Here is a 13,951-nt window from a genome sequence, read left to right on the forward strand (position 1 = left end):
CTACAACTCGAACGTGGCCAGGTGGATCTGCCGTCGGGGCACGCCGGCTCGGCGCAGCGCGCGCACCGACTGTTCCACCAGCCCGGGTGGCCCGCACAGGTAGACGTCGCGGCGGGCCACGTCGGGCACCAGCTGACGCAACCCGTCCGGGCTCATCAACTGGCGGGGGCCGGGGTCGTCGCGGGAGCCGATGACGTACCAGACGGAGGTGTCGCGCTCCTGGGCCAGCCAGTCCAGCTCGCGGCTGAGCAGCACGTCGGCCGGGGTACTCGCGCGGTAGATCAGGGCCGCACCCGGGGGCAGCTCCTCCAGCATCGCCCGGATGGGGGTGATGCCGCTGCCGCCGGCGATCAGCAGGGCCCGTTCGCGGACCCGGTGCGCGGCGGTGAAGGTGCCCGACGGACCTTCGGCCCAGACCCGGGTGCCCGGCTCCAGGTCGCGCAGGTCGGCGGTGTGGGTGCCGACCACCTTGACGGTGACCCGCAGCCAGCGGCCGTTGGCGGCGGCCGAGACGGAGAACGGGTGCGACTGCCACCAGCAGCCCCGGGTGAGGAACCGCCACCGGAAGTGCTGGCCGCCGAGCATCGCCAGCCGGCCGAGCCGCTCCCCGGTGAGGTAGACGGAAATGGTGTCCGGGCTCTCGGCGACCACGTCGGCGACCCGCAGCTTGTAGCGCAGGTTGAACGCCAGCGGCGCGATCACGCGACCCCAGAGCAGGGCGGCGACCACCAGCAGGTAGAGCGCGATCCAGCCGGTGCGCACCGGGCCGGGCCGGTACAGCTGCGCGCCGTGGGTGAACTGGTGGCCGAAGCCGAGCAGCAGCACCAGATAGCTGGACAGGTGCAGCAGGTGCCACATCTCATAGGGCAACGCCCGCCGGATCACCCGGATGCTGCTGAACCCGACCAGCATCATGATGCCGGCGGCGACGAACGCCGAGACCATGTCCTCGTACTCGCCGAGCAACGTGCCGACCTCGGCGAGGACCGACTGCTTACGCAGGTCGGCGTAGCCGACGAGGATCAGCGACACGTGCGCCAGCACGGTGACCAGCAGGGTGGCACCGATGTCCCGGTGCCAGCGGGCCGTCTGCTCGCCGCCGATCCACCGTTCCAGCACCGGCAGTCGGCTCATCATCAGCACCTGCACCAGCAGCAGGTAGCCGGCGATCAGCCCGGTGATCCGGCCCGCCGCCGTGACGGTCGCCGCGGTGGTCTTCAACGAGCCGGCGGACGTGCCCAGCCACCACGGCAGCACGCTGGCGACCAGGCCGACCAGGAGCAGCACGCCCAGCAGCCGCCGGCCGCCGGGTCCGCGCCGGTCCGGGATCTGCGGGGGTACGGGCGCAGCCGACCGGCCGCCGTGCCGGGACGAGGTCCCGGTACGACGGCCGGCGGCGTGGGTGTGCGGGTACGTCACGCGTACAGCTTCATCGGGGCGTACTTCTGGCGGGGGAAGACCTTCTCGACCTCCGCGTTCGTGAGCCCGAACCGGCCCTGAGCCACAGCGCCGTAGACGTTGAACATGTTGTTGTACTCCGGCACGTCACCGGAGTCCAGCTTGTCCAGGCCGTTCCAGGTGCCGAGCAGCGAGCCGGCCAGCTTCTTGCCGGACAGCAAAGTGACAACCCCGCCGTGCCCGTGGTCGGTGCCGCCGGTGTTGGAGCCGACCCGACGGCCGAACTCGCTGGACACCATGATCGTCACGTCGGCGGCCTGCGGGCCGAGGTCGGTGAAGAACGCGGCCATGGCACTGGCCAGCTCGTTCAACCGGCGGTGCAGTTGGCCGCCCGCACTGGTGCCCTGGTTCTCGTGGGTGTCGTAGCCACCCATGCCGACGGTGGCGACCCGGACGTTGGCGCCGCCCTTGATCAGCTGGGCGAGCTGCTTGAACGCGTTGCCGACGCCCTCGTACTTGACGCCCTCGACGGGCTGGTACGGCTTGGCGGCGAGCTTCTGGGCGGTGGCCAGCGCGCCCATGCCCTCCTGCACGGCTTCCTCGACCGGGTGGTTGATCCCGGTGAACAGCCCCTTGATGGCCTTCTCGGTGGCGGCCCGGAACCGCTCGTCACCGTTGAGCCGCAACGATCCGATGTTGTTCAGCGAGATCGCGCCGTTGTTACCCACCAGCGAGCGGGGCAGGGTGCTGCCGATGCCGACGCTGCGGAACGCGGTGCCCTTGCCCAGGTTGTCGACCAGACCGTCCAGCCAACCGCGACCGCCGGTCTCGTTGGGCAGCCCGCCCAGGTTGCAGGCGTCCGCGGCCTGGAAGTGGCTGCGCGACAGCCGCTCGTCCGAGACCGCCGGGATGAAGCCCAACTGGCCGGCGCCGAGCCACTTCTCCAACGGCTTGAAGGCGCTGGTCAGCTTGAAGCCGCGGCCCAGGGCCAGCGAATCGTTGCCGAGCAGCAGGTCGGGGCGGGCCTTGGCGAGCACCGGGTCGTTGTTCGGTGCGATCAGGCTCAGCCCGTCCAGCCCGCCGTAGAGGAAGACGTGGATCAGGGTGCCCGTCTTGGTCGCCGCGAACGACGCCGACGTGGTGACGAACTGGGCGGTGGCCAGGGCGGTGGCGGTGGCCGCGGCACCGGCGACGAAGGTACGCCGGGTGACGCCACGACCGTCCTGCTGGGCCTCCTCCAGGTTCTCCAGCGTGCGGTAGCGGTCGAGCTCCGCGGCGTTCTCGGCGGCGACGATGTCCGCCTCCGCGCGCAGCAACGCCTCGGCCGGGTTGTCGGCCAGCCGGCGCACGTCGGGGCATTCGGGGTGCAGGGGGAAAGAGTTGTACACAGTCTTCTCCATCGGGTGCCTCACCGGAGGTGGTGCTGGGGGGAAGCGAGGATCGCCCGCGCGACGGCGGTGATGGCCCCGTTGAACGTGGCGTCGACCTTGGCGGTCGCCGGCACGCCGGCCACGCCGAGGATCAGATTCTTTTCCCGCGTGCTCAGCTTCTGGCCCACCAGCCGCTGGGAGAGCGCGTCCACGTACGCCCCGGCGGTGGCCGGCGGCTTGGCGACCAGCTTCTCCGGCGCCGTGTACGTGAAGGCGGTGCGGTAGCCGGCGAGGACCTCGCCCGCCTCGTTCCAGCCGTTGACCATGGTGCCGGCCGACGTCCAGGCGACGTAGACGTCCGGGTAGCCGTCCGGGGTGGGATGACCCATCGGGTAGTGACCCAGCTCGCGCAGCTTGTCGTGGATCTGCCGCAGGCCGCGGGCGTACGGGGTGCGCTTGCTGTCACCGTTGTTGTGCTTCGGCGACGCGTCCGGCGAGACACCCAGGGTGCGGTACGTGGCGACCAGGTACTCCATCGGCCGGCGCACCTTCTGGCCCACGCCGGCCCAGAACTCGGAGGAGCAGAACATCGCCATCAGCACGGGCTTGATCAGGCCGTTGTTGGTGATGTAGATCTTGGCCAGCCGGTCCACCAGGGACTTCGGCGGGGTGTCCGAGACGAAGCGGGTCGCCAGGCTCTGCGCGACGTACTTCGCGGTCGACGGGTGCAGCGCGATGTACGTGATGTACGCGTCGATCGCCGCGTCGGCCTTCTTCGGGTCCGTCGAGTTGTTCGCGTGGGTGAAGCCGAGGATCTTCACCTTGCCGACGTAGTGCTGCTCGGGCTTGAAGACGTACTTGCCGTCCTTGTCGATGCCGCGGCCGGTCTGGAGCATGGCCGCCTGGCGCACGTCCGGCTCCTTGTAGCCGCCGTCGACGCCCACCGAGTAGAGCTCGAGGTTCTCCCGGGCGAGGTTCTCGTTGATCGCGTCCTTGCGGGAGTCCTTCTGGTTCAGGTAGATCAGCAGCGCGGGGTGCTTGTTCGCGGCGACCAGCATCTCCGGGTAGCTGCCCAGCGCGTACTTGCGCACCACGTCCTGGTCGAACGAGTTGCGGTACGCCTCGCCACCGTCGAAGTCGGCGGCGACGTGCAGGAAGTCGTTCCAGAAGTCGACCATCACCTCGAACAGCTGGCGCTTCGACCAGATCTGCCGGGCGATGGTGGCGTCGATCATCTCCCGTTCCGGCTGGGCGCCCTGCTCGTTGAGCTGGTCCCGCTGGGCGCGCAACTGCTGCACGTTGAGCTTCTGGGTGGGCAGCTCGGCGAGCTTCAGCTCGGCCTTGCTCGGCGCGATCTTCTCCGGGTCCATCTGGGCGCGGATCCAGGCGTCGATGCCCTGGTTCTTGATGTCGGCGATCACCGCGGGCGTCGGCCCGAAGGTGGTCCGCCGGGCCAGGTGCAGGATCGGATCCTTGGCCAGCACCGTCTTCACTGTCACCTGGGTCGCCGCGGCGGCGGCGGCCGGCCCGGAGAAACTCCGTCCACCGGCCGGCGCGTTCTTCTTCAGCGCCTCGCCGGCCCGGGAGCCCATGTAGCTTTCGTTCTGCTCGGTGTAGGTACGCACCGTGCTGGGCTGCTGGCCACTGGGCCGCGCCGCGGTGCCGTCGGTCACCGTGCTGCCGGTGGCGTCACCGGCCGCCGCCTCGTCACCGAAGAGGCCGCGGATCTGCGGGGTCATGGCGAGCGCCGCGCCACCGGCGACGACGGCGGCGGTGCCGCCGAGAGCCACCATGGCCTTGCGCCGGCCGACCTTGCGGCCCGGCTCGTCGTCATCGTCCAGGGTGGGCAGTCCGCTGCCGGCGGGCCGCGCCGGGGCCGGGCGTCCGAGCCCTTCCGGGCCGACCCACTGCGGCCCGCGCGGGGCGGGGGCGGGGTGCCCGGCGGGCGGGTAAGCCTCGCCGTACTGCTCACGCGGGTCGGCCTGCGCCGGGTAGCCGCCCTGGTAGGGGTGGGGCGAGTCGTACCCGTAGGGCGCGGGCGTGTTGGGGTCGCCGTAACCGTCCGCGTTGTGGTGCTGGCGTCCGTCCCAACCGCGGTCGTCCCGCGGTCGACGTGGTGGCACATTCTGGTCGGCCATGTACCAATCCCGATTTCTGATGAGCGCCGGAAGCTGCGACCGGACAGGTGCGGCAGGTGCGGCGACTGTTGCCTGAGGGGGTTGCTACGGCAAGGTAACCAAGGCCCCATGGGCCTTCAAGGTGGGCCGATCACCCTCGTGAGGGCACTTAAGACAGCGCTCAGTACGACGTCGGCGACCAATGTCTGACCGGGCACCGGCGCGGACCTCCCCAGCAGGGCGTACGCGCGGCAGCCGGGCACGGAACGGACCACACGGCAGTACGCGACACTTTCCGCGCCGTTCACCACCACAGACAAACTTAAGGTTCAGATAAGCCTTACATGAGGTGCCCTCACGTGGAGGAAAAGTAGCAGCGGCGGTCGAGCGTGAGCCGCTGCCGCAGCGGGTATGCCGCGGAACCGCTGAACGCGTGAGGGGAAGGCAGCGCCATGCTCAGCAAAGAGGATCAGCGCAGGTTCGACCAGATCACCCGTCAGCTCCGGGAGAGTGACCCGGCCTTCTTCGCCCGGCTGGACCACCGGGTCCGGGCCCGCAGGGGCCGCTATCTGATGTTGTTGACCATCGTGCTGTGGGCGTCGCTGCCGGCGATCGCCGTGTTCGCCGGTCGGATGACCGGTGCGATCTGCGCGGTGGTGCTCGTGGTCAACGCCGCGATCATGTGGCGGTTCCGCCGCCGCTGGACGTGACGGCTCACCGCTCGCCCGGGCCGAACGCCCGGTACGCGCGGCGTAGCCGTTCGAGCAGTCCCGGCCCGCCGATGGCTGGGGCTGGCGCCCCGAGCTGGCGTAGCAGCAGGTCGGGACCGGTCGCCAGTCGCGGCGGCCGATCGGGCAACGGCACCGGCGGCAGCCAGAACCGGTCAGCCGCCTCCGGTAGCGGCGTCGTCGACAGCCCGGCGAGCGCGCGGGCCGCGCCGACCGGGGCCGCGACGTCCACCGTCGACTGGTCGGTGTCCGGTTCGGACACCGCGAGGACCGGCTGGGGCTGTGGGACGGCGCCGGTGGCCTGCACCCGACGGGCGCGCAGCTCGGCGAGCAGCTCGGCGCGGGACCGTCCGCGCCAGTGCAGCAGCTCGAACGGGTCCGCGTCGAAGGCCTCGGCCAGCAGATAGAACGTCGCCGCGAGGTGCTTGCACGGCACCGCGAAGTCGGGGCAGTTGCACCGCTGGGTCAGCTCGTCCACGGCGGCCGGGAAGAGCGGCGCGCCGGCGGCGACGAACAGCTCCTCCAGCTCGTCGGGGAGGTCCCCGGCGAGCAGCCGGGCGCTGAAGAACGCCTGCCCGGCCAACTCCTCCTCAATTTGGGACCAGAGCGCCGCCGGGAACGGCCGCAGCGCGATGGACACCTGGTACGGCTGCGGCCGGGAGCCCTGCACCACCGCGCTGACCAGCCCGGGTGTGATGTCGAGCGAGAGCACCTGACCGGCCCGCGCGTACGACCGGCCGCGGGTCAACCGGGTGCCGAGCGCGAACGACTCCAGCACCTCCAGGAAACGCCGGGACCACCAGGACCGGCCGATCGCGCCCCGGGCGCTGCGCGCCCGCAGACCCCCGTCGACCTTGCGAGGGCGGCCGTAGTCGGCGAACCTGTCGGTGCTCACGCCAGAGCTCCGCTGCGCTCCGCGCTGCCGCGAGGCACAACGCTGCTGTGTCTGATGGTTCGCTCGCTCCGCTCGCTCATCACTCCACCACCGCCCCGGCCTCCAGGGCGAACAGCTCGCGCAACTGGCCGGTGGACAGCTCGGTGATCCACTGCTCGCCGGTGCCCACCACCCGCTGGGCGAGGGCACGCTTGTCGGCGATCATCGCGGCGACCTTCTCCTCCACAGTGCCGGCGCAGACGAACTTGCGAACCTGCACCCGTCGGCGCTGCCCGATCCGGAACGCCCGGTCGGTGGCCTGGTCCTCCACCGCCGGGTTCCACCACCGGTCCACGTGCACCACGTGGTTGGCGGCAGTCAGGGTGAGCCCGGTGCCACCGGCCTTGAGGGAGAGGACGAACAGCGGTGGACCGTCCGCCGACTGGAAGCGCTGCACCATGGCGTCCCGCTCCGCCTTACCGAGGCCGCCGTGCAGGAACAGCACCTCCCGGCCGAAGCGCGCCGACAGGTGACCGCGCAACATCGCACCGAACTCGGCGTACTGCGTGAACAGCAACGCCCGCTCCCCCGCCGCCAGCACCTCCTCCACGATCTCGGTCAGCCGGGAAAGCTTGCCGGAGCGGCCCTCCAGCGCCGAGCCGTCGCGGAGCAACTGCGCCGGGTGGTTGCAGACCTGCTTGAGCCGGGTCATGGTGGCCAGCACCAGGCCACGTCGCTCGATGCCGTCGCTGGTCTCGATCCGGGTGAGCATGTCGTCGACCACCACCCGGTACAGGGCGGCCTGCTCGGCGGTGAGGTTGCAGAGAACCTCCATCTCCAGCTTCTCCGGCAGGTCCGAGATGATCGACGAGTCGGTCTTGAGTCGGCGCAACACGAACGGGCCGGTGATCCGGCGCAGCCGCTCGGCTGCCTCGGCATCGCCGTGCCGCTCGATCGGCTCGGCGAACCGCTTGCGGAACGTCGCCGCCGGGCCGAGCAGACCCGGGTTGGCGAACTGCATGATCGACCACAGGTCGGCGAGCCGGTTCTCCACCGGCGTACCGGTCACCGCCACCCGCTGCCGGGCCGGCAGCGCGCGGACCGCCTCGGCCTGCCGGGTCGACGCGTTCTTGATGGCCTGCGCCTCGTCCACCACCACGCGGTGCCAGTCGATGCCGGCCAGGTCGACGGCGTCGCGGGCCGCCACCGAGTAGGTGGTGAGAACCAGGTCCGCGCCGTGCGCTGCCGCGGTGAACTCCGCCCCCCGCGCCCGCTCCGCCCCATGGTGTACGTGCACACGCAGCGTCGGCGTGAACCGTGCCGCCTCCCGCTGCCAGTTGCCGACCAGCGACATCGGACAGACCAGCAGGGTCGGGCCGGCCTCCGGTGGGTCCCCGGCGAGCAGTGCGAGCAGTTGGACGGTCTTGCCCAGCCCCATGTCGTCGGCGAGCACACCACCCAGCCCGAGCGAGCGCAGGAAGGCCAGCCACGCCAACCCACGCTGCTGGTACGGCCGCAGCGTCCCCACGAAGCTCGGCGGCGGATCCAGCGGGGTGAGCCGGCGCTCGACCGCACCGGCGAGCAGGTCGCCGAGCGCCCCGTCGGCGCTCACCTCCAGCACCGGTAGCGCCCCGGTGGCCTCACCGTCGGCCAGCCCCAGGCGGAGCAGGTCGGCGACGGTCAACTCACCCGCGGAACGGAGCAGGCGCAGACCGGCGGCGAGCCGCCCCGGGTCCAGCTCCACCCACCGGCCGCGCAGCCGCACCAGCGGGGTCTTCAACTCGGCCAGCGTCGCCAACTCGTCGGCGGACAGCGGATGGTCACCGAGGGCGACCTCCCAGCGGTAGTCGACCAGGGCGTCCAGACCGACGCCGGCTTCGGTGCCACCCACAGTGCCGGGCGCGGTGCGACTGCGGGCACGCAACCGGGCGCCGAGCCGCGCCGACGGGCGCTGCCACCAGGACGGCAGCAGCACCCCGAAACCGGCCGCGTGCAGCACCGGAGCGCCCTCGCTGAGGAACCGGTGCGCCCCCTCGACGTCGAGGTCCATCGCCTCCGGGGCGGCGGTCCGCAGCGCGGCGTCCAGATCCGGCCAGAGCCGGCTGGCCCGGCCCAGCTCGGCGAGCAGCGTCTCCTGCGGGCTGCTCGTCCGACCGGCCAGGCCGCCGAGCGTCTGCGGCGCCCGCCAGACCTGCCCGGCGTCGACGTGCAGGCCGGGTTCGTCGGCGGCCTGCAACCCGAACTCCAACCGCCAGCGCCCACCGCCGGTCGGCTCGACAGACGCCGGGACGACGTCGGTCGGCGCCGGGCGGGTGGCCAGGATCGGTTCGGTGACCTCGTCGGGGGCCGGTTCCACCAGCCGGAAACTGGCTCGCACCGGGCCGCCCGCGGCGTCGCGCTGCCAGTTGTCCAGCTCGTCGCGCAGGGTGGCCAACGCGGTCGGGTCGACGGTGAAGTCGCGCCGGGGCCCGGCGAGCGCGGCCAACCACGCCGGTGCCGGGCCACCCGGGCGCAGCCCACGCGCCAGGGTGGTGGTCGCCAGAGCGGCCCGCGCGGCGGCGTCGGTCAGCGCGTCCAGCGCATCCGCGACCACGTCGGCAGCGGTCAGCTCACCATCAACCGGGCCGGTGGTCCCGGTGGTGGTGACGGCTCGGGCGGCTGGTGGCAGGGCCAGCGCCAGCGAACGGGCCCATGCGGCGTCGGTGCCGGTCAGCAGGGGACGCCAGACCGCCAGCGCCGGCACCTGCGCCCCGGCTTCCAACGGCGTTTCGGCGGCCGACCGCGCTTCGGCGCCTGACGGTGTGCTCGGCTCCGTCGTGCGGACGCCGGGGAGGACACGGCCACGGGTCACCAGGTCGGCGGCGAAGTCGGCCAGCTCGGCGAGGTGACGCAGGGTGGCCCCGGGCACCGCCGGGAGTTCGTCCAGGGCGCGCAGGAGCGGCAGCGCGTCGTCCGGGGCGTACACCAGCACGGGGACCCGCCACCCGGCCAGGGTGAGCCGGCCGCGGGTCGGGGGTGCGACGGCGGTCCGGATCAGCTCGGGTGAGTCGGTCGGCGCGCCGGCCCGGGTGGGCAGGGTGAGCAGCGCGGTGTCCGGGCGGGCCGGCTCGGCGGCGTCGGCGAGGACGGCGACCAGGTCGGTGTGCCCGGCGGCGAAGGGGTGCGGGCGTTCCCGGGGTGACCGACCGGAACGGGTCGGTGCGGAAGGCGCGGCGCTGTCCTCGGCCCAGACGGCGAGACCGCCGGTTGGGCTGTCGCCGGGCAGCCACAGCCCGTGGATGACCAGCACCTGCTCCCCCTCGTCGCCGCCCGCGCCCAGGATAGGCGGCCCCCTGCGGGTCCGGCGCATCCCACCCAGGGCTCACCGCGTCGCCGTCAAAGGCCGCCCGGGCGTGATCGGAGATCAGATCGCGCCGGACTCGCCGTCGGTCAGCTCGCGCAGGATGTCGGCGTGACCCGCGTGCCGGGCCGTCTCCTCGACGGCGCGTTCGTCGGCGGTGCGGGCGAGCACCGGACCGAGCGTCGGATCGATCGTCTGCTCCATCCGCCGACCGTAGTCACGAAGCGGGCCTCCCCGCTGCCCCGCTATCCGCTGCGGGCGGGCGGCACTACGGGCAGGATGGGCGCATGGCTTCATCCGTGCAGATCCTTCTCGTCGGCGGCACGGCGGACGGGCAGACCATCACCGTCGAACTGGACAGCAACGGCCGTCCGCCGCTGACCCACCACCACATCGGCTCGGGTGGGCTGGCCGACGCGCAGATCTACGAGTTGGAGACCGCCCGGGAAGAGGCCCGCGAGTGGCGCTACCGGTGGACCGGCCCGGCGGTGTGACGGCCCAGGTCAGACCCGGGTGAGGGCCTGACTGCGCAGGCTCTCCAACACGCCACGGGTGACCTCCGAGGTGCCCCGCGCCTGCTCGCACACCTCCGCCACCCGGCGGGCGGTGGCCTCGGCGCGTTGCTCCCGCTCGTCCCACAATCGGTCGACCTCGGCCAGCAGCGGCCCCTCGACCTCCCGCTCGACACCGCGCAGGGCCGGCACGCCGAGTCGTTGGGCCAGGTCGAAGACCTTGCCGGCGTACGGCAGGGGCAGGAACGGTGTGCCGACCATCGCCGCGAAGATCAGGAAGTGCAGGCGCATGCCGACGGCCAGGTCGAAGTGGCGCATCAGCCCGAGCACCTGCTGCGGCGAGTAGGTGCCGTGCAGGATCCGGCCCCGCTCGGCGGCGACCATGTGGGACAGGACGCCGTGGGCGTGCCGGATGTCGTCGCGTTCCATCGGCACGAACAGCACGTACGCGTCGATCCGGTGCACCAGGAAGTCACCGATCTGGGCCAGCAGCCGGTGGTAGCCGTCCACGTCCAGCCGTTCGGCGGCCCGCCCCGGCTCCCGAACGCTGATCCCGACCAGGCGCTTGCCGACCGGCACACCCTCCTCGGCCAGCAGGTGCGCCGGGAACTCCTCCGGTTGCAACAGGAAGGCCGGGTCCGCGGTGACCGTGATCGGGTTGAGCAGGCCAGCCTCCTCCAGCACCATCCGGGACTCCTGGTCACGGACGGTCACCTGAGTCGCGCCGGAGAGCGTCTCCCGGACCATGCCGGTGTCCACCCCGTCGCTGAGCGGCCCGACCCCCACCGCGTACGTGATCAGCGGCAGGCCCCGCTCCTGGGCGACCCGGACCACCCGCAGGTAACGGCGAGCCTCCCGGTCGTAAAGGATGCCACCGCCGCCCAGGATGAGCAGGTCGAGCTGGGCCAGGACCAGGGCGGAGTCGGTGCGGCTGACGCCCTCCCAGGGCACCGCCTCGACGTCCGGATGGGCGGCCCGGGTGTGCTCCGGATTACGGGAGAAGACGATGATCCGGGCATTCGGTTCCTGCGTACGCAGATCGGTGAGCAGGCCGGTGAGGATCGCCTCGTCGCCGAGGTTTCGCCCACCGTACGAGCCCAGCACACCGATGGTCAGTCCGGCACCGTGCGTCATCCGTCGCTCCTCCCCAGGTGCGGTCCGCGCCGGTTTCCCGCTGGGCAGGTGAACAGTCCTGCCGGGGGGACCGTCCTGGGCCTTGCTTCCGACCTCAGCCCGCCGGGTCGATCCGCTTCGCCATCTGCTGTGAGGTGACCTCGAAGCCCAGACTGCGGTAGAGCCCGATCGCCACGGTGTTCGTCCCGAACACGTTCAGACCCAGCTCGGGCACCTTGAGCTGGGCGAGTTCGACCTCGATGAGCTGGATCATCCGGCGTGCGTACCCGTGTCCCCGGTGCTCCTCGTGCACCTCGATGTTGTGGATCCACGCCTGGTCCGGGGCGGCGGCCGTCGGCAGGGTCACCCAGATCCAGCCGACCTCGGTGTCACCGACCCGGCCCATCCGCAGCAGCGCCCCCTCGGTGGCCGCGCCCGCCGGCAGCGACTCCCGGATCTGGCTGCTCGACCGATCAAGGGCCGCCTCCGGGGTCATCCCACGGTGCGCCACCAGGTCATCGGCGTACCCCTGCTCCAGCGACACCAGCAGCCGGGCCAGCTCCTGCGCCGTCATCGGCGTCAACGTCAATTCCACAGTCGCTCCCCTTCGTCGTTGCCAGCGGGCAGTGCAGCAGAACCCGCCCGGACACGCCACCGGGTTGGCCACGGCGGGACGGCCAGGCGTGGGCGACCCGGCCATGATGACGAGTTCACGTCAGCGACGGCCACCTCGACAATCCGGAGGGGGTGGCCACCGGAGGGGAAATGGGTTGTCCGGCGGCGTGGACGGGGCGCACGGTGAGTAGGTGACGCAGCAGACCACCAACCGGATCGGCTGGACGGACCTGCCCGAGCGGGTCCGGACGTCAGTGCAGGAGATCATCGGCGACCGGGTGGTCGAGGCGGTGTCCCAGCCGGGCGGCTACTCGCCGGGCACCGCGGACCGGGTCCGCACCGCGACCGGCCTGCGGGCGTTCGTCAAGGCGATCAGCCCGGCGCAGAACCCGGACAGCCCCGGAATGCACCGGGCGGAGGCCCGTACGGCCGCCGCCCTGCCGGCCTCGGCACCGACGCCCCGCCTGTTGGGCTGCCACGACGACGGCGAGTGGGTGGCGCTGGTCTTCTCCGACGTGGACGGTCGACACCCGGCCACCCCGTGGCGGGCCGACGAGCTGACCCGCGTCCTGAAGGCATTGGAGGTGATGGCCGCCGTGCTCACCCCGAGCCCGGTGACGCACGTGCCGACCGCCGCCGACCTGCTGGCCGAGGACTTCGCCGGGTGGCACCGGATCGCCGCCGACCCACCGGCTGTGCTGGACCCGTGGGCCCGGGAGCACCTGGACCAGCTGCGCGCCGCCGCCGACCACGGCATCGCCGCGCTGACCGGTGACACGCTCTGCCACGTGGACGTACGGGCCGACAACCTGCTGCTCGACGCGACCGGCACGGTCACCGTCGTCGACTGGCCGTGGGCCTGCCGGGGGCCGGCCTGGCTGGACACCGCGCTGCTGCTGGTCAACGTCCGGCTGCACGGCGGGCACGACACCGAGTCCCTGCTGCGCCGGCTGCCGATCACCGCCGCGGTCGACCCGATGACGCTCACCGGCGTGTACGCCGGATTGGCCGGGTTCTTCGCCGACGGCGCTCGTCGTCCGCCACCGCAGGGCATCCCCACCGTCCGCGCGTTTCAGCAGGCCCAGGCCGACGCCCTGCTCCCGTGGCTGGCCACCCGACTCCGGTGACCCGGCGGGCGGGTCAGGGCGCCGTCGGCGTCGACTGCAGGTGGCGTGCCAGTTGCGCCAGGTCGGCAAGGCGCAGATCGCCGTCGAGGCCCTTCAGCGCGGCGGTCATCGCACCGGCCGCCCGCCCAGCCCGCAGCCCCACCTCGGCGTCCTCGACCACCAGGCACCGCGCCACGGGCACGCCCAGCAGAGCGGCGGCTTGCAGATAGCCCTCCGGGTCCGGCTTGCCCACCCGCACGTCCTCCACGGTGACCAGCACCGGCGCGACGATGCCGGCGGCACCGAGCCGAGCCTCGGCCAGTCGCGCGTCCGCGCTGGTCACCACCGCCCAGGGCAACCCCAAACGGGCCAGCGCGCTCAGCAGGTCGTGCGCCCCGACGGTGGCCGTCACGTCGGACAGGTCGTCGTACTGCAACGAGAGCTGCCGCGCCGCAGCCGCGGTGACCGCGCTGTCGTCGAGCGCGGGCAGCAGCCGGCGGATGGTCCGATCGGCGGGGCTGCCGTGGGCGATCGCCAGCGCCGCAGCGGGGTCGACGGTGTATTCGACGGCCCACCGCTCCCAGGCCCGCTCGACGGCGGCGTCGGAGTCGACCAGAGTGCCATCCATGTCGAACAGCACCGCGCCGATGCCTGCCAGTGTCACGCCACGCTCCCCCTGATGCTCGTCAGACGACGATAGCCGTCCCGCTCCCCCGCCCCAAGATCCGCGCACCTTCGGGGATCCTGCTGCCTCACCGACTGCTGAGGCAGCAACAAC

Annotated in this window: 10 protein-coding genes and 3 pseudogenes; 3 read left to right on the forward strand and 10 right to left on the reverse strand. The window is 72.2% G+C overall.

The genetic code is table 11. The features are described from left to right. From CLT68_RS31045 to CLT68_RS31055, 3 genes are read right to left on the reverse strand one after another with little or no spacing between them, the layout of a single operon-like run. Nucleotides 1-1,419, reverse strand: a complete 1,419-nt coding sequence (locus CLT68_RS31045) for a ferredoxin reductase family protein (RefSeq protein ID WP_099856278.1) — start codon at nucleotides 1,417-1,419, stop codon at nucleotides 1-3. Then, entirely contained in the window at nucleotides 1,416-2,798 is a 1,383-nt protein-coding gene (locus CLT68_RS31050; protein ID WP_099856279.1) for a DUF1501 domain-containing protein, read from the reverse strand. Before CLT68_RS31050 ends, CLT68_RS31045 begins: the two co-directional genes overlap by 4 nt. A gap of 8 nt (nucleotides 2,799-2,806) precedes the next feature. Continuing rightward, the gene (locus CLT68_RS31055) at nucleotides 2,807-4,906 is read right to left on the reverse strand and encodes a DUF1800 domain-containing protein (RefSeq protein WP_099856281.1); all 2,100 of its coding nucleotides are present in this window, start codon (nucleotides 4,904-4,906) and stop codon (nucleotides 2,807-2,809) included. Between the two features lie 431 nt (nucleotides 4,907-5,337). On the opposite strand from CLT68_RS31055, the gene CLT68_RS31060 reads away from it, so the two are divergent. Beyond that, complete coding sequence (locus CLT68_RS31060; RefSeq protein WP_088949542.1) at nucleotides 5,338-5,595, forward strand: DUF3040 domain-containing protein; 258 nt, start codon at nucleotides 5,338-5,340, stop codon at nucleotides 5,593-5,595. Between the two features lie 4 nt (nucleotides 5,596-5,599). On the opposite strand, the gene CLT68_RS31065 is transcribed toward CLT68_RS31060, so the two are convergent. The 4 genes and pseudogenes from CLT68_RS31065 to CLT68_RS34055 all read right to left on the reverse strand — a co-directional run. Next, nucleotides 5,600-6,508: an SWIM zinc finger family protein gene (locus CLT68_RS31065; RefSeq protein WP_099856282.1), complete on the reverse strand. Its 909-nt coding sequence runs from the start codon at nucleotides 6,506-6,508 to the stop codon at nucleotides 5,600-5,602. A 79-nt stretch (nucleotides 6,509-6,587) separates the two neighbouring features. Further along, nucleotides 6,588-8,753, reverse strand: a pseudogene (locus CLT68_RS31070) (DEAD/DEAH box helicase); the annotation flags it as partial. Nucleotides 8,754-8,824: 71 nt separating this feature from the next. Further along, nucleotides 8,825-9,776 (reverse strand): annotated as a pseudogene (locus CLT68_RS34050) (serine/threonine-protein kinase); the annotation flags it as partial. Between the two features lie 114 nt (nucleotides 9,777-9,890). Continuing rightward, nucleotides 9,891-10,013: pseudogene (locus CLT68_RS34055) on the reverse strand (mycothiol transferase); the annotation flags it as partial. Between the two features lie 101 nt (nucleotides 10,014-10,114). Here CLT68_RS34055 and CLT68_RS31080 point away from each other — a divergent pair. After that, nucleotides 10,115-10,321, forward strand: a complete 207-nt coding sequence (locus CLT68_RS31080) for a hypothetical protein (protein WP_088949546.1) — start codon at nucleotides 10,115-10,117, stop codon at nucleotides 10,319-10,321. Nucleotides 10,322-10,330: 9 nt separating this feature from the next. Here CLT68_RS31080 and CLT68_RS31085 read toward each other — a convergent pair whose 3' ends face one another. Together CLT68_RS31085 and CLT68_RS31090 are read right to left on the reverse strand one after the other, a co-directional pair. Beyond that, nucleotides 10,331-11,473: a polysaccharide pyruvyl transferase family protein gene (locus CLT68_RS31085; protein ID WP_088949547.1), complete on the reverse strand. Its 1,143-nt coding sequence runs from the start codon at nucleotides 11,471-11,473 to the stop codon at nucleotides 10,331-10,333. A 94-nt stretch (nucleotides 11,474-11,567) separates the two neighbouring features. Beyond that, nucleotides 11,568-12,047: a GNAT family N-acetyltransferase gene (locus tag CLT68_RS31090; protein ID WP_158240973.1), complete on the reverse strand. Its 480-nt coding sequence runs from the start codon at nucleotides 12,045-12,047 to the stop codon at nucleotides 11,568-11,570. A gap of 211 nt (nucleotides 12,048-12,258) precedes the next feature. On the opposite strand from CLT68_RS31090, the gene CLT68_RS31095 reads away from it, so the two are divergent. After that, nucleotides 12,259-13,194, forward strand: coding sequence for a phosphotransferase (locus CLT68_RS31095; protein ID WP_099856287.1), 936 nt, complete (start codon nucleotides 12,259-12,261; stop codon nucleotides 13,192-13,194). Nucleotides 13,195-13,207: 13 nt separating this feature from the next. On the opposite strand, the gene CLT68_RS31100 is transcribed toward CLT68_RS31095, so the two are convergent. After that, nucleotides 13,208-13,837, reverse strand: a complete 630-nt coding sequence (locus CLT68_RS31100) for an HAD-IA family hydrolase (RefSeq protein ID WP_099856289.1) — start codon at nucleotides 13,835-13,837, stop codon at nucleotides 13,208-13,210. Between the last annotated feature and the right edge of the window lie 114 nt (nucleotides 13,838-13,951).

It is taken from the genome of Micromonospora sp. CNZ299 (assembly GCF_002754415.1).